The following is a 25,174-nucleotide window of genomic DNA, read 5'->3' on the forward strand; positions in this document are numbered from 1 at the left end:
GCTTGTTAGCAGCATTTGCGGGGCAGACCTGTGGCAAGGCGCCCTGGCGTGCGACCCTCGCTTCCCTCTGTGCGCCTCCCCTCCGCCTCCCCCGCCGATCAGAGCCGCTCGGCACTCTGGGAGGCGGCAAGCGCCGCCCACCGCTCGCCGGTCCCCGTCACGTCCACCTGCACCCCGACGACCGGCGCACGGCCGCCCGATCGGGAGTTCTTGACATGGCCACACAGAGGTTTGGGGTACGCGGACTCGGTGCAGCCGCCGCGGCGGCCGTCGGCATGGCCGCCGGTGCTCTGATCACCATGGCGGCACAACGCCATGCGCTGGAGGCACTCCGCGTGCGACTGGAACACCTGGAACGCACCGCCCACTCCCAGCAGCACACCAACCTGGCCAACCAGCAACGCCTGCACTGGGAATTGCTGAGCAAAGCCATCGACGACCCCGAACTGGCAGAGGTGCTGGACCTCTTCGAGGCACCCGTTTCCACCAAGCAGCGGCGCCAGTACATCTACGCCAACGCCCTCTACACGAACACGCTGTTTTATTACCGGATCGGCAATATTTCCCGCGAAGAGTTCTTCGGGTACATCCGGGGCATTCTGCAGAATCCCGTCGTACGGGAGTACTGGTACGCGACCAGACATCAACGGGCCACCATTGCGGACGGCTCGGACGAAGCGGAACTCGGCCGTATGGTGGACGAACTCCTGACACAACTCGAGGAGTCGGACACCGACGAATGGTGGGTCGTGGGCGAGCCGCCGACTCCGTGAAAGCAGCGCGGCCCCGACGCACTCGGCGCACTTCGGAGGCCGAGGGCTCACGCGCGCGGCCGCGCTCCCCGCTTCCGGAGTTCACACCCACGGCCCATAACGAACCGATGAAGTTGAGAGTTGAGTGGGACGTCAGGGAGTTGACTCGCGCTTGATCGCGTAGAGGACCCCACCAGATCGTCGCCTACGCCGCCGGATGACGAGCGCACCCCACAGGGCCCGCCTTGCACCGCGTAGTCGTCGTGCGAAAGCCAACGGACCCAAGGGAAGCAACAGTGAGTCAGATCATCCGTCGGATCGGTGCATCTCCGCACGCTCGGGGAAGCACGAGCGGAGCGAATTGCCCCGATATTTTTGAACTTGCCGACGGCAATTTCGCAGTTATCGGCACGGATGCCACGGATTCACTGGACCCCGGCCTTCCCTCCGACGCCTCACGCGGTGAGCACGAGCGCATTGTCGTCATCACGCGCGAGACCCTCCTGCGCGCAAAGGCCGATATTCCGGACCTCTAGCCCTCCCGAGAAACCGGCCCGGCTCGCCCCGTCGCGACGCCGGGCCTTCCTCGTACGGGTGGATACGGTGACCCCCATGCGCGATCAAGAACCCGGCCCCGGCCACCCCGAACGACGGCTGAGCACCAAGGAGGCCGCCGAGGCGCTCGGGGTGAAACCCGAGACCGTGTACGCGTACGTCAGCCGCGGCCAGTTGAGCAGCAGGCGCACGCCCGGCGGGCGGGGCAGCACGTTCGACCCCCAGGAGGTCGGCGCGCTGGCGCGCCGCAACAGGCGGGAGAGCAGCGGGAGTCCGGGGTCCGGGGCGGAGCTGTCGGTACGCACACACGTCACGTTCATCGACAAGGACCGCTACTACTTCCGAGGCGTGGACGCGGTCGACCTGGTCTCCGGGCACTCCTACGAAGAGGTCGCCGAGTGGCTCTGGACGGGCCGGCTGCGCCCCGGGGTCACGTTCACCGCGCCCGAGGCGTCCGTGTCGGCCGCCCGCCGTGTCGTCGAGGCGCTGCCCGAACACACCGGCCCCACCGACCGGTTGCGGGTCGCCGCCGTCGCCGCGGCGGCCGTCGACCCCCTGCGGTTCGACCTGTCCGAGGACGCGGTCCTCGGCACCGCTCGCATCCTGATCCCCACCCTCGTCGCCGCCCTGCCCCCGAAGCGGCCCACCCACCGCGACGAGGGCTCCCTCGCCCTGCGCCTGTGGGGCCGGCTCAGCGGACGCCCAGCCGAACCGGCGCAACTGCGCGTCCTCGACACGGCGCTCGGCCTGCTCGTCGACCACGACCTGGCCGCCTCGACGCTCGCGGTGCGCGTCGCCGCGTCGGCCCGCGCACACGCCTACGCGGCCGTCTCCGCCGGGCTCGGCGTGCTCGAGGGGCCCCTGCACGGCGCGGCGAGCGGGCTCGCCCACCGGATGCTCCTCGACGTGCTCGACCTCGGCAGCGCGGTCCCGGTGATCGCGGAGGAACTGCGGGCCGGCCGTCGCGTTCCCGGTCTCGGCCACCCGCTCTACCCCGGCGAGGACCCACGCGCGCGTGCCCTCTTCGCCCTCTTGGAGGACATTCCCGAAGCCGCACCCGCCCTCGCCGCCGCCCGGGACGTCGTCGCCACGACCGCCCGCCATGCACCGCTGCACGCCAATGTGGACCTGGCGCTCGCCGTCCTCACCGCGTCCTGCGGCATGGAGTCCTCGGCCGGCGAGACGATCTTCGCCGTCGCCCGTACGGCGGGCTGGATCGCCCACGCCCTGGAGGAGTACGGCGAGCGCCCCCTGCGGATGCGGCCCAGCGGCCACTACGTGGGCCCTAAGCCACCACAGCCCTTGCCGGAGTAGGCATCCTGCGGTGGCCGGACCGCGCGCGGTGTGACCTCGGGTGCGGCCGGCACGCACAGCCCGGGCCCGGCGACTCCACAGCGTTCCACAGGCGCGATAGGAAGTCGCCGGCCGTCAAGTCAGGTTAGGCTCACCTCTGTGAGTACGTGCGCGACCGTCTCGCGGAACCTCGACGAGCCCATTTCCGGCACCGCGGCCACCGCCAGGACCTGGCTCCTGCTGGAGCAGCCCGGTCCGTGGGGAGCCGATGCACTCACTTCGAGCCACCTCGACCCGGCGCTGGGCCGTGCCCTGGAGGCGGCGGCGAAGGACACGGGGGTGCGTATCGCGCTCATCCGCCGCCCCGGCCGGCACGCCGACCCGGGCATGCCGCCGCCCGTACGGCACGTGTACGCGGCCCACACCACGCCGGGCAACATCTGGCTGCACAGCGCCACGACCACCGACCCCGGACGGCTGCTCGACCTCGACATGGCCGCCCTCGGCCGGGGCGAGCACCACACCTTCGACAGCGCCCTCCGGGGCCGGGCCCACACCGGCGACCCCCTGGCCCTCGTCTGCACCAACGGCAAGCGCGACCGCTGCTGCGCGCTCCTCGGCCGTCCGCTGGCCGCGGAGCTCGCCGCCTCGGGGGTACAGGGCGCCTGGGAGGTCACCCATCTGGGGGGTCATCGTTTCTCTCCCACCCTGCTCGTCCTGCCGCACGGATACGCGTACGGCCGCGCCGAGGCCCACACCGTCAAGGAGGTCCTGCACGGGGTCCAGGAGGGGCGGATCGTCGTGGAGGGGTGCCGCGGGAGCTCGGCCTGGGAACGGCCCGGCCAGGCGGCGGAGCTGGCCGTGCGGGCGGCGACCGGCGAGGACGCGGCGGAGGTGCTGAGCATCGTGCGGACCACCGGCGGCGCTCCGCGCTGGGAGGTGACCGTCGCGCACACGGACGGACGTCACTGGCAGGTCGTCGTGGCCCAGGGCGCCGCGCAGCCGCCCCGGCCGGAAAGCTGCGGCACGTCGGTGCTCGGTTCACCCGCGCGGATGGACGTGGTGGCCCTGCACGAACTGGCGGGCTCGGCAGCGGCGGGCTGAGCCGCCCTCGCACACGGTTCGATCACGCCCCGCGCGGACACGGCCGAACCGTTTCCTCTTGAGTCGGTCAAGAGATCCACCTCACCCACCCCTACGGCTGCGCCCGCCCACCCACGTACCTTCTTGGGTATGAGCCCCACTCCCCCCGCCCGTCGCCTGCGTCTCGGAATGCCGAGGCGCATGTTCTCGCAGCTCCTGCTCATGCAGCTGGCGATCGCCGCGGGAGTCGTGGTGCTCGCGACCGGGCTGTTCCTCGCGCCGCTCAGCGCTCAGCTGGACGACCAGGCGATGCGCCGTGCGCTCGCCATCGCGCAGACCACCGCGGCGGTGCCGCAGATCGCCGAGGACCTCCAGAGCACGCAGCCGTCGGTCGACGGACCCGTGCAGCGGGAGGCCGAGCGGATCCGCAAGGCCAGCGGCGCCGAGTACGTCGTGGTGATGGACCTGCACGGCACTCGCTGGTCGCACACCGACACCGCGCAGGTCGGCGGCCATGTCTCTACAGACCCGAGCCAGGCCCTGGCCGGCGAGGAGGTCATGGAGATCGACAGCGGCACACTGGGCCGCTCGGCCCGCGGCAAGGTGCCCCTGCGCGACGCCGACGACAAGATCATCGGAGCCGTCTCGGTCGGCATCGAGTACGACAGCGTGCGGGCCCGCCTCATCCACGCGATCCCCGGGCTGTTCGCCTACGCCGGAGGCGCCCTCGCCGTGGGCGCGCTGGCCGCCTGGCTGATCTCCCGGCGAGTCCAGCGCCAGACCCGCGACCTGGCGTTCTCCGACATCTCCGCGCTGCTCGCCGAGCGCGAGGCGATGCTGCACGGCATCCGCGAGGGGGTGGTCGCCCTGGACCGCGCGGGCCGCGTCCGGCTGCTCAACGACGAGGCCCAGCGCCTGCTCGGCATCGGGAACGAGGTGGTGGGCGAGGCGCCCGACCAGGCGCTCGGCGAGGGACGCACGGCCGACGTCCTGGCCGGCCGGGTGACCGGCACCGACCTGATCGCCGTCCGCGGACAGCGGGTCCTCGTCGTCAACCGCATGCCGACCGACGACGGCGGCGCCGTGGCCACCCTGCGCGACCGCACGGAACTGGAACAGCTCGGCCGCGAACTCGACTCGACGCGCGGACTCATCGACGCGCTGCGCGCCCAGGACCACGAGCACGCCAACCGCATGCACACGCTGCTGGGGCTGCTCGAACTGGAGATGTACGACGACGCCGTGGAGTTCGTCGGGGAGGTGGTCGGCGATCACCGGGCCACCTCGGAGCAGGTGACCGAGAAGATCGAGGACCCGCTGCTCGCCGCCCTGCTGGTCGGCAAGGCGACCGTCGCGGCGGAGCGCGGGGTCGCCCTCTGGGTCTCCGACCGGACCCGGCTGCCCGACCGTCTGATCGACCCGCGCGGGCTGGTCACGGTCGTCGGCAACCTGGTGGACAACGCGCTCGACGCCGTCGCGGGCACACCGCACGCACGCGTGGAGATCGAATTGCGTGCGGACGGCCGGGCCGCGGTACTGCGGGTGTGGGACACCGGCCCCGGCATCCCGGCCGAGCAGCGCGAGCTGGTCTTCACCGAGGGCTGGTCCACGAAGAAGCCGCCCGCGCACGGCAAGCGCGGCATCGGGCTCTCCCTGGTGCGCAGGCTCGCCGAGCGGCAGGGCGGCAGCGCCACGGTCGGCGAGGCCGCCGGCGGAGGCGCCGAGTTCACCGTCGTCCTGCCCGAGGCGCTGACGGAGCCCGAACTGGAACCCGCCCTCGCCGCACCGGCGAAGAGCGCCGTCGAGGAGGAGTCCCGATGATCGAGGTCCTGGTCGTGGACGACGACACCAGGGTCGCCCGGGTCAACGCCGCCTACGTCGGAAAGGTGCCCGGCTTCCACGTCGCCGGCGAGGCCCACAACGCCGCCGACGCGCTGCGCCAGCTGGAGCTGCTGCCGCACCTGGACCTCGTCCTGCTGGACCACTACCTGCCCGACGAGACGGGCCTGGAGATGGTCCAGGAGATGCGCCGGCGCGGCCACCAGACCGACGTGATCATGGTGACCGCCGCCCGGGACGTCTCGACCGTGCAGGCCGCGATGCGCCAGGGCGCCCTGCAGTACCTGGTGAAACCGTTCGCCTTCGCCGGGCTGCGCGCCAAGCTGGAGGCGTACGCCGATCTGCGCCGCACCCTCGACGGCGGCGGCGAGGCCGAACAGGCCGACGTCGACCGCATCTTCGGCGCGCTGTCCGCCTCCTCGGAGCCCGGTCTGCCCAAAGGGCACTCCCCCACCACCGCCGAACTCGTGCGGCAGTCCCTGATGAACGCCGAGGGGCCGCTGTCGGCCCAGGAGATCGCCGACCGGACCGGGGTGAGCCGCCAGACCGCCCAGCGCTATCTGAAGCTCCTGGAGCGCACGGGACGGGCCCGCCTGACCCTGAAATACGGCGACGCGGGCCGCCCGGAACACCGTTACGTGTGGGCGACCCGCGCCTGAGGGCACGGTTCTTGGGGGCGGGGGAAGGAACCGTGCCCCTTCCTTGGATACGGATGCGGGGCCGCCGCCTACTCGACCGTCAGCCCGTCGCCTTGTCCACGAACTCGGTCGTGTAGGTCTTGCTCAGGTCGACGTCCGCGTTCTGGATGTTCGGGTTGAACGCCTTGAGGACCTTCTCGACGGTCTCGGGGCCGTTCTGGGGCATCACGCCGTCCTTGGTGAACATGGGCAGGGTGTTCTGGATGGCCACCGAGTACAGCATGCTGTTGCCCTGCGAGTAGTCGGCCGGCATCTTGTCGGCGATCTCGCTCGCGCTGTGTGTGGACATCCACTTGAGCGTCTTGACGAATGCATTGGCCAACTTCTGGACGGTGTCCTTGTGACCGTTGACCCAGTCCGTCTGCATGTACAGACTTGACGACGGATACGGTCCGCCGAGCGCCTCCTCGGAGCCCTTCGGGGTCCGCATGTCGAGGAGGATCTTGCCGGCCTTCTTGTCCAGGATCGTCGCCACGGTCGGGTCGGTCGTCATACCGCCGTCGATGGCGCCCTGCTGGAGCGCCGCGATGAAGGTCGGCCCCGCGCCGACGGCGACCGGGGTGAACTCGCTGACCTTCACGCCGTTCTTCACGGCGAGGTACTTGGTGAGGAAGTCGGTCGAGGAGCCGAGCCCGGTGACGCCGAGCTTCTTCCCCTTGAAGTCCTTGGGCGAGGCGATGTCGCCCTCCGCCTTGGTGGAGACGATCTCCACCTCGCCGGGCGCGTGCGAGAACTGGACGACGGACTCCACCTCCTTGCCCTTCACCTGGAGGTCGAGAGTGTGGTCGTAGAAGCCGACGGCGCCCTGGACCTGGCCGGAGACGAGCGCGGTCTCGGCCTGCACACCGGCCGGTTCGCTCAACAGTTCGACGTCGAGTCCCTCGGCGTCGAAGTAGCCGAGGCGCTGGGTGAGCATGGCGGGCAGGTAGATGACCTTGTCCAGGCCACCGACCATGATCTTGACCTTCGTGCCCTTGCCGTCGCCCTTGCTGTCGGAGCCGGTGGAGGCGGTACTGGCCGCGTCGTTGGCGCAGGAGGTGAGGGAGGCGAGGGCGAGCAGGCCGGCGGCTGCCAGGGCGGTGTATCTGACGGTTGTGCGCATGGCGGGTTCACGTCCTTGTGAGAGGCGATGCGGGGAGGGGGAGGAGAGGGGATCGTTCAACGACGGGTCAGCTGTCGGAGGCCGACGGCTTCCAGCGGAAGATGCGGCGCTCGGCGAAGGTCAGCAGCCCCTCGGCGGCCAGCGCGACAACGGCGAGGATGACCATCGCGGCGTACACGCCGGCCGCGTTGAACGTGCCCTGCGACTGTGCGACGAGCAGGCCGATGCCCTTGGTCGCGCCGATGTACTCGCCGACGATGGCGCCGATCAGGGCGAAGCCGAAGCTGACGTGGAGGCTGGTGAAGATCCAGGAGGTGGCGGACGGGATGACCACCTGGAGCGTCACCCTGCGGTCGCTCGCGCCGAGAATGCGGGCGTTGGCGACGAGGTTGCGGTCGACCTCGCGGGCGCCCTGGAAGGCGTTGAAGAAGACCGGGAAGAACACCAGGACGACGGCCGAGGCGACCTTCGAGGCCGGGCCGAGACCGAACCAGATCACGAAGATCGGGGCCAGCACGATCCTGGGTATGGAGTTGAGCACCTTGATGTATGGACCAAGGATGTCGGCGAGAAAGGTGATCCGCCCGAGCGCGATACCGCACACGACACCGGTGACCACTCCGATGATCCAGCCGAGCAGCGCCTCGTAGAGCGTGTACCAGATCTGCTCGCCCAGGGAGCCGAGCGCGGTCCCGTGCGTCACCCAGGTGTAGATCTGGTCCCAGATCTTCGTGGGCATCGAGAAGTTGAACGGATCGATGACCTTGGCTCGGGCGAGCGCCTCCCACAGGGCGAGCACGGCCACCAGCAGCAGAACGCGGGACGCTGCGACGACGACCTTGCGCTTGCGTGCGGCACGCGCGCGTGAGTGGGCGCGGTCCGCCGTCTTGACCGTGTCGACCAGCGGCGGCTCGAGAACGTCAGGCGACATGGGCGGCACCTCTTTCACGGGTGATGCGGACCTCTTCACCGAGGGACTCCCAGATCTCGCGGTAGATCTCGATGAACCTCGGCTCCAGACGCACCGACTCGACCCTGCGTGGCCGCGGCAGGTCGATGTCGAAGACGTGCTTCACGGTGGCGGGGCCGGCGGTCATCACGACGACCTTGTCGGCCAGCGCGATGGACTCCTCCAGGTCGTGGGTGACGAAGACGACGGACGCGCCCGTGCCCTCCCACAGTTCGAGGAGTTCGTCCGACATCAGAGCCCTGGTCTGCACGTCGAGCGCGGAGAACGGCTCGTCCATGAGCAGAATCTCGGGGTCGTTGACGAAGGTCGCGGCGAGCGCGACGCGTTTGCGCTGACCGCCGGAGAGCTGATGCGGGTAGCGGTCCTCGAACGCGGTGAGTCCGACCCGGGCCAGCCATTCGCGGGCCCTGCGCCTCGCCTCCGCCTTGGGCACACCGCGGAAACGGGGGCCCGCCATGACGTTGGACAGGACCGTCCGCCACGGGAACGTCGCGTCCTGCTGGAAGACGAAACCGACCTTGTCGCCGACGCCACGCACGGGCTGCCCGGCGACCAGCACCTCGCCCTGGGTGGGCTCTTCCAATCCGCTGACCAGGGTCAACGTGGTCGACTTTCCGCAGCCGGTCGGTCCGACGACGGCCACGAACTCGCCCTGCCGGACGGTGAGGTCGAGTTCCCGCACAGCGGTGTGCGGGGCTCCCGACGGGGTCTTGAAGACCTTGCTCGCACCCCGCAGCTCGATGGCGGGGCTGGTGTGTGCGCTCATGGCCCGGGACCGTAGAGGTGACCGGCGAGACAGCATCAGTCTTGTGGGCGCATGCGCTTCTTTTGCTTGCAAAAGCCTGTTGTGCTCGTTCTGCGCGCGCTACAACAGCGAAGCCGAAACACAGGCTTAACGCCCGCCTGGCCGCCACGGAGAGAGGGCCCCATGATTGACGTCCTGGTGGTGGACGACGACTTCCGTGTCGCCGAGATCAACGCCAAGTACGTGGGAAAGGTTCCCGGTTACCGGGTGGCCGCCCGCGCGCACAGTGCCGCCCAGGCGCTCGCCGCCGTGCAGCGCGGGAACATCGACCTGGTCCTGCTCGACCACTACCTTCCCGACGGGACCGGCCTCGAACTCGTGCACCGCATGAGGGAGCAGGGCCACGGCACCGACGTCATCATGATCACAGCGGCCGGCGACGTCACCACGGTGCAGACCGCCATGCGGCTGGGCGCCCTGCACTACCTGGTCAAACCGTTCACCTTCGCGGCGCTGCGCACGCGTCTCGACTCGTACGCCGCCCTGCGCCGCACTGTCGACCGGGTCGGCGGCCACGGCATCGCCGGCCAGGAGCAGGTCGACCGCATCTTCGGCGCCCTGCGCACCGCGCCGACGGCGACCTCGCCCGGCCTGCCGAGCGGCCACTCGGAACCGACCACGGACCTGATCTGCACCGTCCTGCATCGAGCCAACCACCCGCTGTCGGCCCATGAGGTCGCCGCCGAGACCGGCCTTAGCCGCTCCACCGCCCAGCGCTACCTCCGCCACCTGGAACAGGCCGGCCGCCTGCACCTCTCCCTCAAGTACGGCGACACGGGCCGCCCGGAACACCGCTATGCCTGGGTGGCGCCGTAACCGCGAGCCAGGACCCGATGCGCAGTACGGCGGCGAAGCCACACTTCTACGCGGCACCCGCCCCCGTCAGTGACCGCACCTCGGTCTCCGCGTACTTGGCCTCGTCGGCGACCTCGGCCGAGGTGACCGTGCCGAGCCAGCCCGCCAGGAAGCCCAACGGAATCGAGACCAGGCCCGGGTTCTGCAGCGGGAAGTACTGAAAGTCCACGTCCGGGAAGAGCGACTCTGGGCTGCCCGACACCACCGGCGACAGCACGACGAGCGCCAGGGCCGGGAGCAGCCCGCCGTACACCGCCCACACCGCGCCCCGCGTGGTGAAGCCCCGCCAGAACAGCGAGTACAGCAGGACCGGCAGGTTCGCGGACGCGGCGACGGCGAAAGCGAGCCCGACGAGGAAGGCGACGTTGAGGTCGCGGGCCAGCAGGCCGAGGGCGATCGCGACCACGCCGATGCCCACGGCGGCGACCCGTGCCACCGCGACCTCGCTGCGGGGCTTGGCCTGGCGGCGACGCAGGGAGGCATACAGGTCGTGTGCCACCGACGCCGAGGAGGCGAGCGTGATTCCGGCGACGACGGCGAGGATGGTGGCGAAGGCGACGGCCGCCACGACCGCGAACAAGACCGTTCCACCCGTGGAGTCGGCGCCGCCCCCCAGGTCGAGTGCCAGGAGTGGAACCGCCGTGTTCCCGGCCGCGTTCGAACCGCGCACGGCCTCCGGGCCGACGATCGCCGCCGCGCCGAAGCCCAGGACGATGGTCATCAGGTAGAAGCCGCCGATGAGTCCGATCGACCAGACGACCGAGCGCCGGGCGGCCTGCGCGGTCGGCACGGTGTAGAAGCGGGACAGGATGTGCGGCAGCCCTGCGGTACCCAGCACCAGGGCGAGCCCCAGGCTCATGAAGTCGAAGCGTGCGGTCCAGTCCCCGCCGTACTTCAACCCGGGCGCCAGGAACGCGGCGCCGTGCCCGCTGCGCTCGGCCGCCGTGCGCAGCAACTGGTCGAAGTCACCGTGGAAGCGCACCAGGACGAGCACCGTGAGCGTGATGGTGCCGCCCAGCAGCAGAACCGCCTTGACGATCTGAATCCATGTGGTGGCCCGCATCCCTCCCAACGACACATAGATGACCATGAGCGCGCCGACCCCGATGACCGCCCAGGACTGCGCCGCCTCTCCCGTGTTCCCGAGGAGCAGCGCGACCAGGCTGCCCGCACCCACCATCTGCGCCACCAGATAGAGAACGGACACGGTGACCGAGGAAGTTCCCGCGGCGATCCGTACCGGCCGTTCGCTCATCCGCGCGGCGACCACGTCGGCGAGTGTGAACCGCCCGCAGTTGCGCACCAGTTCGGCGACGAGGAACAGCACCACCAGCCAGGCCACAAGGAAGCCCACCGAGTACAGCAGGCCGTCGTACCCGAAGAGCGCGATGAGCCCGGAGATGCCGAGGAAGGAGGCGGCCGACATGTAGTCGCCCGCGATGGCAAAACCATTCTCCATCGGGGAGAACAGCCGCCCGCCGACATAGAACTCCTCTTCCGAACCGTGCCGGTTGCGGCTCACCCAGGTCGTGATGCCCAACGTGACCGCTACGAAGACACTGAACAGCAGCAACGCCGGGGTCTGGTGGTCGCCGGTCATGACGCACCGCCCGTCGCCTCACGCGTCAACTCCTGGGTGTCCCAACGCAGATCGAGCGCAGCGCGATCCCGGCGCAGCCGTGCGTGCCGGGCGTAGGCCCAGGTGAGCAGGAACGTGCTGAGGAACTGTCCGAGCCCGGCGAGCAACGCCACGTTCACCGCGCCCGCCACCGGCCGCGCCATGAAGTCGGGCGCGGTCGTGGCGGTCACGACATACGCCACATACCAGATGAAGAACCCGGCGACGGCGGGCACCGCGAACCGCCGGTACCGGCTGCGCACCTCCTGGAACGCGGCGCTGCGCTGCACTTCGAGGTAGACCTGTGCCGCCGCCACGGCTCCGGTCTCCCGCTCCCGACGTGCCTCCGGAACCTCGGCCACGGGCGCACCTACGCCGACCGACTCGCCCCAGCCCGAGGCGAGCGCACCATACCACGGGTCCTCGTAGCGATCGTCTCCTGGTGTGTCGAGGAACGTCTGACCCTGGCCTCGGTGGTATTGGCGGGCATGTGGCGTGGGGCCGCCGGTCTCGGGGCCGTCCCCGTCGACGCGGACACGACCGTTGCTTGACTGCATGCCCAAGGATGGACAGAACGGGAAGATCCCCGACTCTTGTTCCCCGCACGCTTCACCCCTTCAGGTGACCGACGGGCCGATTCACCCCCTGGGTGGCCGTACCAGCCCCTTCCCGTACGCGTAACGCACCGCCTGGGCACGGCCATTGAGTCCCGTCTTGGAGAAGATGTTGTTGATGTGGGTCTTCACCGTCGCGGTGGACACGCTCAACCGGCGCGCGATCTCCGGGTTGCTGAGCCCGTCGGCGATCAGGATCAGTACCTCCACCTCCCGTGTCGTCAGCCCGTCGGGCGGCACAGCAGGCTCTGCCGGCTCCGGTTGGGGCGCCGACAGACGCTCCAGCAGCCTGCGCTGGACGCTCGGCGACAGCCCCGCGTCCCCGGACAGCACGCTGTGCACCGCCCGTACGATCTCCTCCCCGCCCGCGTCCTTGGTGAGGTATCCACGCGCGCCCGCCTTCAACGCCGGAAACAGGGACTCGTCGTCCGCGTAGGTCGTGAGCACCACGACCTGCGTACCGGGGTGCTCCGTACGGATGCGCCGAGTGGCCTCCACTCCGTCGCAGCGGGGCATGCGCAGGTCCATCAGCACCACATCGGGAGCGAGTTCGCCGACCAGCCGTACCGCCTCGTCCCCGTCCCCTGCGGCTCCCACGACCTCGACTCCCGGCAGGAGCCCGAGCAGCATCACGATGCCTTCCCGGACGACCGTCTGATCGTCCGCGACCACCACCCTGGCCGGCTTCTGCTCCGGCTCCTCCGTCACAGCGGCACCTTCAGCGTCACCACGAAGCCTTCCTCCTCCGGTCCGGCAGCGAGCGATCCGCCCAGCAGTTCGGCGCGCTCCCGCATGCCCAGCAGACCGTACCCGCCTCCCGCCTCGGCGAGTTCGCCCGGCGAACCCCCCGAGTCCCGCACGTCCAGGGTGACTTCACGCGGGCTGTACTCCAGTCGCACGCAGACCTTCGCACCCGGTGCGTGCTTGCGGGCGTTCGTCAGGGCTTCCTGGGCGACCCTGCGCACTGCCTGCGAGGCCTCGACCGGCAGCGGTCTGCGTTCACCCTTCACGGTGACCTCCGCACCCTCGGACGCACGGACGAGGTCGGTCAGGAAGTCCTCCAGCGGCGTCAGTTCACCGCGCAGCGCGGACAGCGACTGTCTGGTCTCCTCGAGACCGTCGCGGGCCATTCCGCGTGCCGCCACCACGCGTTCGAGGACCTGTTCTCGGCCCGCGCCCCGCTCGATCAGCAGCCGGGCCGCTTCCAGGTGCACGAGCTGCGCCGAGAGGCTGTGGGCCAGGACGTCGTGGATCTCCCGGGCGATGCGGGCACGCTCCGCGAGTGCGGCCGACTCCGCCTCCGCCGCGCGCGCCGCCCGCTCCTGGGCGAGCAGCCGCTGTGCGTGGCCTCTGGCCTCGGCGTCCAGGCGCAGTGCGTATCCGGCCAGCGCCATGCCTCCGATGATGGCGGCCGAGGTCGGCCCCGGGTCGTCGTTGACCACAGCGAAGGCGGCGAATCCGACCGAGGCCGTCGGCACCGCCGCTCCCAGAGGCAGTCGCTCCAGTGCTGCGATGGCGCACCCGCACCACAGGACTATGGCTGCGGAGCGAAATCCGACGCTCTCCACCCCGGCCGCCAGTGCCAGCAGCATGAGGGCGAGTGCCAGCGACGCCCACAGCCGATGATCGAGCGTGGTCCGGAACAAAGCCCAGGCCAGCCCGCCTGCCGCGAGCACTCCGCCGGCCCCGGCGAGCGCGACCCACCCGTGGACGCGGCTGTCGTGGAAGGCGCCCCACAGCAGCGCGCCCAGCACCAGGAGCCTTACGGCCCAGGCCAGCAGCCGCCTGGGCCGCGAGAGCTCTTTGGGCCCCAGCGCTTCCCGTGAGGGCCAGCGGGTCCAGAGGTTCTGCGTCACACGTGCTCCTTCCACGTGGACCGGGGCACGTGGTCACCGTACGCCGTGGCGTGGACGGGAGCCTGGGACAGGGACTGTGCACGCCAGATCAGCACACCTGAGCGGACCAGGAGGGTGGCCGCGAGCGCAAGCAGCAGGGCCGAGCTGTCCTGGTGGATGCCCAGCAGCGCACCGATCGCGAAGAGGCCCAGCCGCACACCGATGCCGGCGCCCCAGACAGCCGCGCTCGCTTTGGTGCTCTTGCTCCACACCGAGCCGTCCGGCTCCACCCAGATACGGGTGGTCCAGGCCCAGGCGGCTCCCATGGCCAGGCCGACGATCAGTTCGGCACCGAGGACCAGGGCCGCCGTGGTGTGGTGACGGGCGTCGAGCAGGCCGGGCTCGCGCAGCGCTATGACGGCCAGGATCCCGGGCAGGAGCCACCAGCGCCGGTCCGTGTCGATACGGCTTGCACGGAACTGCCGCGCGATCACAAGGCCGGCCACGGCCACGATCACCAGTGCGTTGACGAGCCCGGACATCACAGCCTCCGTGTGCGGGAAGGGGATGCCGACAGCGAGCGCTGCCGACGCCTTCGACGCTACGGAAACGCGCCGCTCCGCAGATCGGAGCTGGGGTGGATCATGGGTGGATCTCCGCAGGCCGGGGTTCTCCACCCACGGGTGGAGAACCCAGCCGAACACCACTGCCCGCAGGCCTGCGGAGGGACCGCCGACCGGATGACGGAGGCCGGAAACCCAGGCCGCCGGGCCCCACTTCGCCCGGCCGCCGGCCGCCGGATCGCCGGATCGCCGGATCGCCGGATCGCCGGATCGCCGGATCGCCGGATCGCCGGATCGCCGGAGACGTAACGACCCGGCCTCGCGGTCGACCGGCCCATCCGTCACCCGGGCCATTCCGCACCCAGGCCATTCCGCCGCCCCGGCCGCTCCACCGAACCGACGCTCTCGTCGAACCCTGCGGATCCAGCACCAGCCTCGGCCCAGACGCCCCGTCCGGGCCGAGCGCAGCGGCTACGCGTCGATGCGGGACCGGTCCAGCGTCGCCGCCGAGTTGGAGATGAACTCCTTGCGCGGCGCCACGTCGTTGCCCATCAGCAGATCGAAGACCTGCTCTGCGGAGTCCAGGTCGGAGAGGTTGATGCGACGCAGGGTGCGGTGGCGCGGGTCCATCGTCGTCTCGGCCAGCTGGTCGGCGTCCATCTCGCCGAGACCCTTGTAGCGCTGGATCGAGTCCTTGTGCCGGATGCCCTTGCTCTTGAACTCCATGAGCCTGTCGCGCAGCTCGCGGTCCGAGTACGTGTACACGTACTTGTCCTGGCCCTTCTTGGGCTGGACGAGCTCGATGCGGTGCAGCGGCGGCACCGCGGCGAACACCCGGCCGGCCTCGACCATGGGCCGCATGTAGCGGTGGAACAGCGTCAGGAGCAGCGTGCGGATGTGGGAGCCGTCCACATCGGCGTCGGTCATCATGATGATCTTGCCGTAGCGGGCCGCGTCGATGTCGAAGGTCCGGCCCGAGCCGGCTCCTATGACCTGGATGATCGCGCCGCACTCGGCGTTCTTGAGCATGTCGGTCACGGACGACTTCTGGACGTTGAGGATCTTGCCCCGGATCGGCAGCAGTGCCTGGAACTCGGAGTTCCGGGCGAGCTTCGCCGTGCCGAGCGCCGAGTCTCCCTCGACGATGAACAGCTCGCTGCGCTCGACGTCGTCGCTGCGGCAGTCGGCCAGCTTCGCGGGCAGGGAGGAGGACTCCAGTGCCGTCTTGCGGCGCTGCGCGTCCTTGTGCTGCCGGGCCGCGATACGCGTGCGTGCGGCGGCGACCGCCTTCTCCATGACGACCCGCGCCTGAGCTGCGTCATCGCGCTTGGTGGAGGTCAGGAACGCCTTGAGCTCCTTGGAGATCACGGTGTTCACGATGCGCCGGGCCGCCGAGGTGCCGAGGACCTCCTTGGTCTGGCCCTCGAACTGGGGCTCGGCCAGCCGGACGGTGACGACGGCGGTCAGGCCCTCCAGGGCGTCGTCCTTGACGATGTCGTCCTCGGCGACGCGCAGCATCTTCTTGGCGCGCAGCACCTCGTTCATCGTCTTGGCGACCGCCTGCTCGAAGCCCGCGACGTGCGTGCCGCCCTTGGGCGTGGCGATGATGTTGACGAACGACCGGAGGGTCGTGTCGTAGCCGGTGCCCCAGCGCATGGCGACGTCGACGCCGAGCTCACGGGTGACCTCGGTCGGGGTCATCTGCCCGTGGTCGTCCAGGACCGGGACCGTCTCCTTGAACGTGCCCTGCCCGGTGAAGCGGAGGACGTCGCAGACGGGCTTGTCGGTGGCCAGGTACTCGCAGAACTCGCTGATGCCGCCGTCGAAGCGGAAGGACTCCTCGCCCTTGCTGCCGCCCTCGCCGAGACCGTACTCGTCACGGACGACGATGGTCAGGCCGGGCACCAGGAACGCGGTCTGGCGGGCGCGCTGGTGGAGGTGCTCCAGGGAGAGCTTGGCGTCCTTGAGGAAGATCTGGCGATCGGCCCAGTACCGCACGCGCGTGCCGGTGCGGTTCTTGGCGATCCTCTTGATCTTCCGCAGGCCGCCCGTCTCGAACTTGGCGTCGGGGCCGTCCGCGGCGAAGGCGCCCGGGACTCCTCGCCGGAAGCTGATCGCGTGCGTGTTGCCGCTCCGGTCCACTTCGACGTCGAGTCGGGCGGACAGGGCGTTGACCACGGAGGCGCCGACGCCGTGCAGACCGCCGGAGGCGGCGTAGGACCCGCCGCCGAACTTGCCGCCGGCGTGCAGTTTGGTCATGACGACCTCGACGCCGGACAGGCCTGTCTTGGGCTCGACGTCGACGGGGATGCCACGGCCGTTGTCACGGACCTCGACCGAGGCGTCGTCGTGGAGGATCACCTCGATGTGGTCGCAGTAACCACCCAGGGCCTCGTCGACTGAGTTGTCGATGATCTCCCACAGGCAGTGCATCAGACCACGGCTGTCGGTCGAGCCGATGTACATACCCGGGCGCTTCCGCACGGCCTCGAGGCCCTCGAGGACGAGCAGGTGCCGCGCGGTGTAGTTGGAACCGTCCCGGTCTGCTCCTGCCAGCAGCGCTGTGGACGGCACGGACGTTTCGGCGGTCACGCGGTTCGCTCCTCGCTGAATTTCAGTTGGGGCCCTTCTGGGTAAGGGCGCGGCTTGGGTTGCCGCCAAGAGGGTACCGAGGCCTGGTAGAGCCGTTGTAACGCCACCCTCGTCTGAACTCACCCTAGTCGAGCGTCGCATGCATGTTCGATCCCTCGATGGAGTGAAGTACATATCACGTTCCCTTCGAGGCATGAACCATTTAGGCTCCGGGCACGTCCTCATGAACAAACCGGCAATCCAGCCGGGAGGATCGAACCATGACCGACAGCGCGAAACCGTAAGCCATAGACCACGCAATACGGCACATTCGCCGCCAAACCGGCAGCAGACGGCCACCTCGGGAAAGATTTTTTCGAGGAGAAGCCACGAGCGGGAACGTTTTGGGGCTGGTTGGATGTTGACCCTGGTACGACAGCTCGTCGAGCTAGAGAAGAGGCGACGTGACTACTGTTCTGACCCCCGCGAGCCCGCTGACGGCCGCTGACCGCTGCGACCGCTGCGGCGCCCAGGCGTACGTGCGCGTCGTCCTGCTCAGCGGCGGAGAACTGCTCTTCTGCGCCCACCACGGCCGCAAGTTCGAGCCGGAACTCAAGAAGATCGCCGCTGAGATACAGGACGAGACGGAGCGGCTGACGACCGTGCCGGCGTCCTCGTCCGAAGAAGAGCGCTGATCCGACGCGTCTACGACGAGCCAGAACCGGCATAGGCCGGTACACGGGCGGCCGTCCCTGCTTCCAAGGGGCGGCCGCCCGCTCTTGCGGGCTCTAAGGCCCGACTGAAGGCGTCAGCCTCGCCGAGGGAAGACCCGCTCAGGCACCACCAGGGGCCTGGCGGGACCCTCGGGTGGCGACGTCCCACTTCAGCGTCCGTACGGCATCGGACACCCGCGTGTAGACACCCGGGCTCCCCGGCCGCCCACAGCCGCTGCCCCACGACACCAGCCCGATGAGCCGGCCCTGCGCGACCAGCGGTCCCCCGCTGTCCCCCTGGCAGGCGTCGCGGCCGCCCCGTATCTCTCCGGCGCACACCATGCTCCGCGCGACGTACATGCCGTCGGCCGAAGCGGGATAGGCCTGCTCGCAAAGCTCGTCTGCCAGCACATGAACGCTAGCCGCCCTCAGGCTGTGGGCGTACGCGCCGAAGCCTGTGATGTCCCCCCAGCCGTAGACGACGGCGTCCGCGCCCGGCTCGTAGGCCGCATCGCCCTCCGCGGCCATGCCGATGACCGCCGCCGCCGGAAGCGACCCCGCAAGGGTGAGTACGGCGAAGTCCCCGGCATTGCTGGCACTGTCGTAGCCCGGATTCACCCAGACACTGCGCACGGAGACTTCCTGCCCCGCGTCCGAGTACAGGTCCGTGCGGCCCGCGACGACCTTCAGGTCGGTCACCTGCCCCGGCGGCCCTCCCAGGACGTCCTCGCCCAGGCAGTGGGCCGCCGTGAGCACGGTGGACGGGCCGACCGCCACGCCTCCGCAGAACTGCCCCGAGCGCATACCTCCGAACCGGTCACGGCTGGACAGCGCGACCGCCCACGGGCTCTGGGAGACGTCGACCGGGAAACCGCCCACGACGACGCCGTCGGAGGCCGCCGGGGCGGCGGAGGCCAACGGTATGGCCACCAACGCGGCCACCAGGATCAACGGCCGGGACAAGGCCCGGACAAGGGGACGACGCATGCGCGCTCCTCACTCTGGAGAGGTCGATGAACACCCAGAGTGATTCAGCGTCCGATGCCCCGCACCCGCGCGCCCACGCCGAAGGCCCGGCTCCCCTCGGGAAGCCGGGCCTTCGGCGTCGTACGGCTACGACCTAGTCGAGGTAGTCGCGCAGCACCTGCGAACGGGACGGGTGGCGCAGCTTCGACATGGTCTTGGACTCGATCTGGCGGATGCGCTCGCGCGTCACGCCGTACACCTTGCCGATCTCGTCGAGGGTCTTCGGCTGACCGTCGGTGAGACCGAACCGCATGGAGACGACGCCCGCCTCACGCTCGGACAGGGTGTCGAGGACCGAGTGCAGCTGCTCCTGGAGGAGCGTGAAGCTGACCGCGTCGGCCGGGACCACGGCCTCGGAGTCCTCGATGAGGTCGCCGAACTCGCTGTCGCCGTCCTCGCCCAGAGGGGTGTGCAGCGAGATGGGCTCGCGGCCGTACTTCTGGACCTCGATGACCTTCTCCGGGGTCATGTCGAGTTCCTTGGCCAGCTCCTCCGGGGTGGGCTCGCGGCCCAGGTCCTGGAGCATCTGGCGCTGCACGCGCGCGAGCTTGTTGATGACCTCGACCATGTGCACCGGGATACGGATGGTGCGGGCCTGGTCGGCCATCGCGCGGGTGATCGCCTGACGGATCCACCAGGTGGCGTACGTGGAGAACTTGTAGCCCTTGGTGTAGTCGAACTTCTCGACCGCGCGGATCAGACCGAGGTTGCCCTCCTGGATGAGGTCCAGGAAGAGCATGCCGCGGCCGGTGTAGCGCTTGGCCAGGGAGACCACCAGACGGAGGTTGGCCTCCAGGAGGTGGTTCTTGGCACGGCGACCGTCCTCGGCGATGATCTCCAGCTCGCGCTTGAGCTTCGGCGCGAGCTTGTCGGCGTTGGCCAGCTTGTCCTCGGCGAACAGACCGGCCTCGATGCGCTTGGCGAGCTCGACCTCCTGCTCGGCGTTGAGCAGCGGGACCTTGCCGATCTGCTTGAGGTAGTCCTTGACCGGGTCCGCGGTGGCGCCGGCAGCGGCGACCTGCTGCGCGGGCGCGTCGTCCTCGTCCTCGTCGGACAGCACGAAGCCGGCGCTCTCGGTGCCCTCGGGCTCGTCGCCCTTGGGAGCGTCCTCGAGGGCCTCTTCCTCGACCAGCTCGGCGTCGTCCTTCTTGGCGGTGGTCTTCTTGGCCGCCACCGTCTTCTTGGTGGCGACGGTCTTCTTCGCAACCGCCTTCTTGGCGGTCGTCGCCTTCTTGGCAGCAGCCTTCTTGGCGGGGGCGGCTTCGTCTGCGGGGTCGTCCACAGCGGGTACGGCAGGGGCGGCCGTGGTGGTGGCGGTGGCCTTCCTCGTCGTCACCGTCTTCGCGGCGACCGTCTTGGTGGCGGTGCGCTTGGCCGGACTCTTCGCTGCGACGCTCTTTCGGGTGCGCTTGGGCTCCGCGGCACTGACCATCAGCGTCACACCCTCTTCCTCGAGGATCTGGTTGAGGCTGCGCAGTACGTTCTTCCACTGAGTGGCCGGAATCTGGTCAGCTTCGAAGGCCCGACGCACATCGTCGCCGGCGATCTGCCCCTCAGCCTTTCCCCGCTCAATGAGCGCCATGACAGAGACGGACTCGGCGATCTCCGGCGGGAGCGTACGGGATGTGCTGGCCGACACGAACAACCTCTCGGAACGTTGGAAAACGGCTTCCGGCCCCGTCCAAGCGGACGAGAGCCGACCACCGGCCTCGGGGTGGGCCGACGGCGCGGGCGGGGGCCGGGAGGATGCACAGCGCCTTGAACGGCGTCCGTATTCCCTCTGCGGCTGTTACCTCTTAGGTCATCGCGTTGTTTCCACAAGCGTTACGCCCAATCTTCGTGGCCCGAGTCACACCCCGTAAGCGCCCAAAAACGGTCAGACACGAGCATAGGAGGTCACCCGTGACACCTACCCGGACCTTCGCAACCGAATCCCGCCACTTCGACCGTCGGACCCCGCAGACCCGGGACGGGTGCTGCGGGGTCCGACGGGAGTGCGGGCGAAACGGCCGAGAACGGCGCGGGAGGGGGAAGGCATCCCCGGACCGTCCCCCCACGGGGTGCGGTCAGTGTTCGCGCGGCGCCGGCACGACGCGCTCCACCTCGGGATGCACGATGAGCAGCTGCCGCATGGCCGTCTCGGCCGCCGTGCCGTCGCCCGCGGCGAGGGCGTCGACGATCCTGCCGTGATGCCCCAGCGCCGCGTCGTTCGGTCGGTCACAGCCCGTGACCGGGCCACCGGAGACCTGCAGGGCGGACGACACGATCCCGGAAAGGTGCTCCAGCATGCGGTTGCCCGCGAGCTGGATCAGCAGCGAGTGGAACTCGGCATCGGCGCGGGAGTAGGTGAGCGCGTCACCCTGCCCCATGGCGTGCGCCATGATCTCGACCATGTCGGACAGTCGCTGCTGGATGTCGGCCCGCCCGTGGCCGGCGGCGAGGCGGGCGGCGAGCGGCTCGATCGTCCAGCGCAGCTCACTCAGCTCGCGCCGCTGATCGTCACGCTGGGGACCGAAGGCCCGCCACTCGATGATGTCCGGGTCGAGCAGGTTCCAGTCGCTCACGGGACGCACACGCGTGCCGACGTTCGGCCGGGCGCTGACCAGGCCCTTGGCCTCAAGGACACGCAGCGACTCACGGACGACGGTGCGGGACACCTCGAACCGCTGGCCGATCTCCTCGGGAACCAGTGGCCGGTCGGCGCCAAGGTCGCCCGAGACGATCATCTGACCCAGTTGCTGGACGAGTTGGCCGTGCAGTCCGCGTCCGCGGCTGCCTGCGGCACGGCGGCCCACACGGCCCAGCTCGGGGTCCGCGGCCTCCCAGACGGGGGCTCCTACGCGGTCGGCCGCCGGGGCCTCGGCGTAGGGATAGCGATCGAGTTCGCCCGGGCCGGCCAGACCGGAGTCGGCGGAGCGGGCGGCGGTCATCATGGTGCGCGCAAGGGTACTCACGGATCCTTTGTCGGCGTTGCCTCCAACTCCCTTGAGGTCTTTGGTGAAAAGCACACGAAAGGGTGATCGCTCACCCCGTCGCAATTGACGCCTTATCGGAAAGAAATGGGCTTTCTCCGGGGAGTTGTGCACATGCCGAGACGGGAAGGGTCCCGGACGGTCGTCATCGAACCCTGCTTCGCAGGGTCGTGAGCAGATACGCGCACAGCAGAGCCACCAGGGACAACGCCATTGCCCCGCCGACGGGATGGGCGATCACACGCGTCGCGCCGACCAGATAGCGCTCTCCCCCGAAGGGCCACTGCACCAGGAGCGTCTCGCGGAGCCGCATCGAGAATCCGGCCGCGGCCCGCACGGACGTGCTCTCCCATGCCTTCTGCACGCCGGGTACGACGACGACGGGCACGGCGACCACCGCCGCCAGCCCCGCCGTGGTGGACCGGAACACGCCTGCGGCCAGCACACCGGCCCAGGCACAGCCGACCACGAGACCCAGCCAACTCGCACTCATGGAAAGCCAGTCCGCGGGAACTTGCGCGAGCTCCCGTCCGTAGACGAGATAGAGCATTTCGGCGTCGCAGCCCACCGTCAGGAAGGCCAGCATCAAGGCGGTGAGAGCGGCGACGAGGAGTTTGGCGACGAGCACCCCCAGCCGCCGGGGCACGGTGCCGCGGTCCGCCGCCAGGGCAGGGTGGCGGAACTCGTCCCCGAAGGCCAACGCGCCGAGCAGTCCGGCGCCGAGGGCCGCGGGCGGCAGCGGCAGCTCCACGGGCCACGCCGCCAGCAGCCGTGCCTGTGAGGTGTGACCCATGCGGGCAAGGAGTACGGCGGTGAGCGCGGAGACGAGCAGCACGACGGCACCGGCGACGAAACCGGTGCTGATCCCGGCGGCACGGCGGAGTTCGTAGCGGAGGGGGCGCAGAGGGCTGGGAGCGGAGCGGACGGCGATGGGGGGTGGCAGGGCCGGCAGGGTGTCGAAGTTGCGGGCAGCGGAGCGGCGAGGGGCGTGGCGGGCGGAGGGTACGGCGGCCGGCCCGGTGGTGGAGTGGCGTTCCTCCACGGTGAGGGCTGCGGTCACTCGCGGGGGGTCCGATGCGGCGCCGTCGCCGGCCGGTGCGGCGGCAGCGGACCGGGAGTCCCCGTCGGCGGCCCTGGACCCGTCGGAAGGACGCGCATCGGTCGCCCGGTGCGTCGCCGGGGAAGGCGATGGAGTGTCGTCGGGGCTGCTCGGCGCGACAGCTGCGTCGGTCTCCCGAGCGCCGTTTCCCATACGTGCGCCATCGGAGACCTTCGCGCGTTCGACGCTCGCTGCGGGAGCGCCGACGGTGACCGTCGCCGCACCCGAGGGGTCCGGGCGGGCGTCGCCGGAGGGGTCCGACCCTGCTTCGCCCGAGGGGTCCGGGGCGGCTTCGGCGCGTGTCCGACGCCGAGTCTCCGCTTCCGCTCCCGCACCCGGCCCCATGTCTCCGGTCTCGTCGGCGAGTTGGTGGACGAGGATGCTGTGCCGGAACGCCGTCTCGCCGACGTGGGCGCAGCTACTGCCGTACACGGAGAGCCGGTTGCCGTCCTCCTGCACGACCTCGACGGAGCGTTGTGCGGCTCGGGCTTCCTTGGTGAGCAGGGCGGCCAGTCGGACGGCGTGTGGGCTGCGGACGGCCACCCGGGGCCGCAGCCGGGTGCGGGCGAAGTCGGCGGCCCTCTGATCGGCGACGAGTCTGCCCTCCTCCAGGGTGAGGACGTGGTCGGCGGTGCGGGCGGCCTCCTTGGGATCGGCCGTGGTCATCAGGACCGTGCCGCCCTGGTCCGCGTGGGCGCGCAGCATGCCGTACAACCAGCGGTTCTCGCGCCCGGAGAGCCCGTCGGCCGGATCGTCGAGGACGAGGGTGTGCGGGTCCGCGAGGAGAGCACAGGCCAGGCCGAGCCGTCGGTCCATGCCGCGGGAGAGGGTGCTCAGGCGTTCGTCGCCCAGGCTGACCAGCCCGACCACTTCGAGCACTTCGTCGGCCCGCCGGACCGGCACGCCGGCGGCCGCGCACAGCATGCGCAGGTGACCGCGGACCGTACGGGCCGGGTGCCCCGGCACGTCGCCCAGAAGGACGCCGACCTCGCGCGAGGGGTGGGCGATGCGGTGCAGGGGGCGACCTCTGAAGTAGGCGAGGCCGCGGCCCTGTTGGAGTTCGAGCATCAGTCTCAGCGCTGTGGTCTTGCCCGCACCCGGCGCTCCGAGCAGGACGGTGACGCGGCCCGCGCGCGCCTCGAAGGAGACATCGTCGACGGCGGGCGAAAGCGCCTTGCGGGAGTTGCTGGTCAGTCCGAAGGCCTGGATCACCTGCAGGAACATAGCGCGCCATATCCTGTTTTTCCGGACACCGCACGGCCAGCCGTGCAAGCGTGGCCGATCTGGCCGATCCGCTTGGGCTGCTGCCCGTGCATATCAGCGGCAGCCGCGGGCCGGTGTCAGATCTCGGGCCGCAGCATCGGCGGGTTGAGCAAGGTCGCGCCGCCCGCCCGGAACAGCTGGGCCGGCCGACCGCCCTGCCGAGTGGTGGTGCCACCGGTGGGGACCAGGAAGCCGGGCGTGCCCGTCACCTTGCGATGGAAGTTGCGCGGGTCGAGCGCCACGCCCCATACCGCCTCGTAGACGCGGCGCAGTTCGCCGACCGTGAACTCGGCGGGGCAGAACGCGGTCGCGAGGGACGAGTACTCGATCTTGGACCGGGCTCGCTCCACGCCGTCCGCGAGGATCTGGGCGTGGTCGAAAGCGAGCGGTGCGACCGGTTCGCCGTCCCGGCCGTAGCCTCCGTGCTGCAGCAGTTCCTCGACCGGCGCCCAGCGCGCGTTGCTGGCGTCGCCGCCCGCTCGCGGAGCCGGCAGGTCCGGAGCGAGCGCCAGGTGCGCGACGCTCACGACGCGCATCCGGGGATCGCGCTTGGGATCGCCGTACGTGGCGAGCTGCTCCAAGTGGGCGCCGTTGTCCGGGGCCGGGGCCGAGGCCGGGGCCACGGGATCGTGGGCGCGCAGTCCGGTCTCCTCGGCCAGTTCGCGCGCCGCCGCCTGTGTGAGGTCCTCGTCGGCCCGCACAAAGCCGCCCGGGAGCGCCCACCGCCCCTGGAACGGCGCCTCACCTCTGCGCACCGCCAGCGCGCACAGGGCATGGCGGCGCACGGTCAGCACGACCAGGTCCACGGTCACAGCGAAGGGCGGAAAGGCTGACGGGTCGTAGGGCATGCGGCGATCATAGTCGTCTTCCTGACGATAAACACTCCCTTCGTCGACCGCTTCGGTGGCTGATCCACTTCGGTTCCGCACACCTGTCGCCGTCGGCCCC

General features: G+C 70.1%; 22 protein-coding genes. 8 read left to right on the top strand and 14 right to left on the bottom strand.

The window, feature by feature from the left end:
• Window positions 1-215 precede the first annotated feature (215 nt).
• The 6 genes from ABZ725_RS23075 (at window position 216) to ABZ725_RS23100 (ending at window position 6,181) form a co-directional block, all read left to right on the top strand.
• Window positions 216-773, top strand: coding sequence for a DUF6082 family protein (locus ABZ725_RS23075; protein ID WP_358804455.1), 558 nt, complete (start codon window positions 216-218; stop codon window positions 771-773).
• A gap of 275 nt (window positions 774-1,048) precedes the next feature.
• On the top strand, window positions 1,049-1,288 hold the full coding sequence (locus ABZ725_RS23080; protein WP_351909587.1) for a hypothetical protein: 240 nt from the start codon (window positions 1,049-1,051) through the stop codon (window positions 1,286-1,288).
• Window positions 1,289-1,364: 76 nt separating this feature from the next.
• On the top strand, window positions 1,365-2,621 hold the full coding sequence (locus ABZ725_RS23085; RefSeq protein WP_358804456.1) for a citrate/2-methylcitrate synthase: 1,257 nt from the start codon (window positions 1,365-1,367) through the stop codon (window positions 2,619-2,621).
• A gap of 138 nt (window positions 2,622-2,759) precedes the next feature.
• Window positions 2,760-3,704, top strand: coding sequence for a sucrase ferredoxin (locus tag ABZ725_RS23090; RefSeq protein WP_358804457.1), 945 nt, complete (start codon window positions 2,760-2,762; stop codon window positions 3,702-3,704).
• A gap of 129 nt (window positions 3,705-3,833) precedes the next feature.
• Window positions 3,834-5,504 (top strand): sensor histidine kinase, encoded by a 1,671-nt coding sequence (locus tag ABZ725_RS23095; RefSeq protein WP_351909581.1) that lies wholly within the window; start codon window positions 3,834-3,836, stop codon window positions 5,502-5,504.
• Window positions 5,501-6,181 (top strand): response regulator, encoded by a 681-nt coding sequence (locus tag ABZ725_RS23100; protein ID WP_351909579.1) that lies wholly within the window; start codon window positions 5,501-5,503, stop codon window positions 6,179-6,181. Before ABZ725_RS23095 ends, ABZ725_RS23100 begins: the two co-directional genes overlap by 4 nt.
• Before the next feature lie 79 nt (window positions 6,182-6,260).
• On the opposite strand, the gene ABZ725_RS23105 is transcribed toward ABZ725_RS23100, so the two are convergent.
• From ABZ725_RS23105 to ABZ725_RS23115, 3 genes are all read right to left on the bottom strand, one after another.
• Window positions 6,261-7,322 carry an ABC transporter substrate-binding protein gene (locus tag ABZ725_RS23105; RefSeq protein WP_358804458.1) on the bottom strand — a complete coding sequence of 354 codons (1,062 nt, stop codon included), beginning with the start codon at window positions 7,320-7,322 and terminating at the stop codon, window positions 6,261-6,263.
• A gap of 67 nt (window positions 7,323-7,389) precedes the next feature.
• A complete protein-coding gene (locus ABZ725_RS23110) occupies window positions 7,390-8,253 on the bottom strand; it encodes an ABC transporter permease (RefSeq protein WP_358804459.1) in 864 nt (287 codons plus the stop codon).
• Window positions 8,243-9,058: an ABC transporter ATP-binding protein gene (locus ABZ725_RS23115; RefSeq protein WP_358804460.1), complete on the bottom strand. Its 816-nt coding sequence runs from the start codon at window positions 9,056-9,058 to the stop codon at window positions 8,243-8,245. Before ABZ725_RS23115 ends, ABZ725_RS23110 begins: the two co-directional genes overlap by 11 nt.
• A gap of 162 nt (window positions 9,059-9,220) precedes the next feature.
• Here ABZ725_RS23115 and ABZ725_RS23120 point away from each other — a divergent pair, with 162 nt between their 5' ends.
• Entirely contained in the window at window positions 9,221-9,913 is a 693-nt protein-coding gene (locus ABZ725_RS23120) for a response regulator (RefSeq protein ID WP_358804461.1), read from the top strand.
• Window positions 9,914-9,959: 46 nt separating this feature from the next.
• Here ABZ725_RS23120 and ABZ725_RS23125 read toward each other — a convergent pair whose 3' ends face one another.
• The 6 genes from ABZ725_RS23125 to ABZ725_RS23150 all read right to left on the bottom strand — a co-directional run bounded on the left by ABZ725_RS23125 (window position 9,960) and on the right by ABZ725_RS23150 (window position 17,174).
• Window positions 9,960-11,552: a cation acetate symporter gene (locus ABZ725_RS23125; protein WP_351909569.1), complete on the bottom strand. Its 1,593-nt coding sequence runs from the start codon at window positions 11,550-11,552 to the stop codon at window positions 9,960-9,962.
• Window positions 11,549-12,127 carry a DUF485 domain-containing protein gene (locus ABZ725_RS23130; protein ID WP_358804462.1) on the bottom strand — a complete coding sequence of 193 codons (579 nt, stop codon included), beginning with the start codon at window positions 12,125-12,127 and terminating at the stop codon, window positions 11,549-11,551. The genes ABZ725_RS23125 and ABZ725_RS23130 overlap by 4 nt, the downstream gene beginning before the upstream one ends.
• A gap of 81 nt (window positions 12,128-12,208) precedes the next feature.
• Window positions 12,209-12,892 (bottom strand): response regulator transcription factor, encoded by a 684-nt coding sequence (locus tag ABZ725_RS23135; RefSeq protein WP_358804463.1) that lies wholly within the window; start codon window positions 12,890-12,892, stop codon window positions 12,209-12,211.
• The gene (locus ABZ725_RS23140) at window positions 12,889-14,040 is read right to left on the bottom strand and encodes a histidine kinase (RefSeq protein ID WP_358804464.1); all 1,152 of its coding nucleotides are present in this window, start codon (window positions 14,038-14,040) and stop codon (window positions 12,889-12,891) included. Before ABZ725_RS23140 ends, ABZ725_RS23135 begins: the two co-directional genes overlap by 4 nt.
• Entirely contained in the window at window positions 14,037-14,561 is a 525-nt protein-coding gene (locus ABZ725_RS23145) for a DUF1453 domain-containing protein (protein WP_358804465.1), read from the bottom strand. The genes ABZ725_RS23140 and ABZ725_RS23145 overlap by 4 nt, the downstream gene beginning before the upstream one ends.
• A 492-nt stretch (window positions 14,562-15,053) precedes the next feature.
• A complete protein-coding gene (locus ABZ725_RS23150) occupies window positions 15,054-17,174 on the bottom strand; it encodes a DNA topoisomerase IV subunit B (RefSeq protein ID WP_358804466.1) in 2,121 nt (706 codons plus the stop codon).
• Between the two features lie 443 nt (window positions 17,175-17,617).
• Between ABZ725_RS23150 and ABZ725_RS23155 the strand changes: the two genes are divergently transcribed.
• Window positions 17,618-17,848 carry a hypothetical protein gene (locus ABZ725_RS23155; protein WP_328479314.1) on the top strand — a complete coding sequence of 77 codons (231 nt, stop codon included), beginning with the start codon at window positions 17,618-17,620 and terminating at the stop codon, window positions 17,846-17,848.
• A gap of 138 nt (window positions 17,849-17,986) precedes the next feature.
• On the opposite strand, the gene ABZ725_RS23160 is transcribed toward ABZ725_RS23155, so the two are convergent.
• The 5 genes from ABZ725_RS23160 to ABZ725_RS23180 form a co-directional block, all read right to left on the bottom strand.
• Window positions 17,987-18,853: a serine protease gene (locus ABZ725_RS23160; RefSeq protein WP_358804467.1), complete on the bottom strand. Its 867-nt coding sequence runs from the start codon at window positions 18,851-18,853 to the stop codon at window positions 17,987-17,989.
• A 133-nt stretch (window positions 18,854-18,986) separates the two neighbouring features.
• Entirely contained in the window at window positions 18,987-20,531 is a 1,545-nt protein-coding gene (locus ABZ725_RS23165; protein WP_351909555.1) for an RNA polymerase sigma factor, read from the bottom strand.
• 427 nt (window positions 20,532-20,958) lie between these two features.
• Complete coding sequence (locus ABZ725_RS23170; protein ID WP_358804468.1) at window positions 20,959-21,846, bottom strand: FadR/GntR family transcriptional regulator; 888 nt, start codon at window positions 21,844-21,846, stop codon at window positions 20,959-20,961.
• Window positions 21,847-22,009: 163 nt separating this feature from the next.
• Window positions 22,010-24,175 (bottom strand): ATP-binding cassette domain-containing protein, encoded by a 2,166-nt coding sequence (locus tag ABZ725_RS23175; RefSeq protein WP_358804539.1) that lies wholly within the window; start codon window positions 24,173-24,175, stop codon window positions 22,010-22,012.
• Between the two features lie 128 nt (window positions 24,176-24,303).
• On the bottom strand, window positions 24,304-25,074 hold the full coding sequence (locus ABZ725_RS23180; protein WP_351909551.1) for an NUDIX hydrolase: 771 nt from the start codon (window positions 25,072-25,074) through the stop codon (window positions 24,304-24,306).
• Between the last annotated feature and the right edge of the window lie 100 nt (window positions 25,075-25,174).

The sequence above is a fragment of the Streptomyces sp. NPDC006872 genome (assembly GCF_040635845.1).
Taxonomy (GTDB): domain Bacteria; phylum Actinomycetota; class Actinomycetes; order Streptomycetales; family Streptomycetaceae; genus Streptomyces.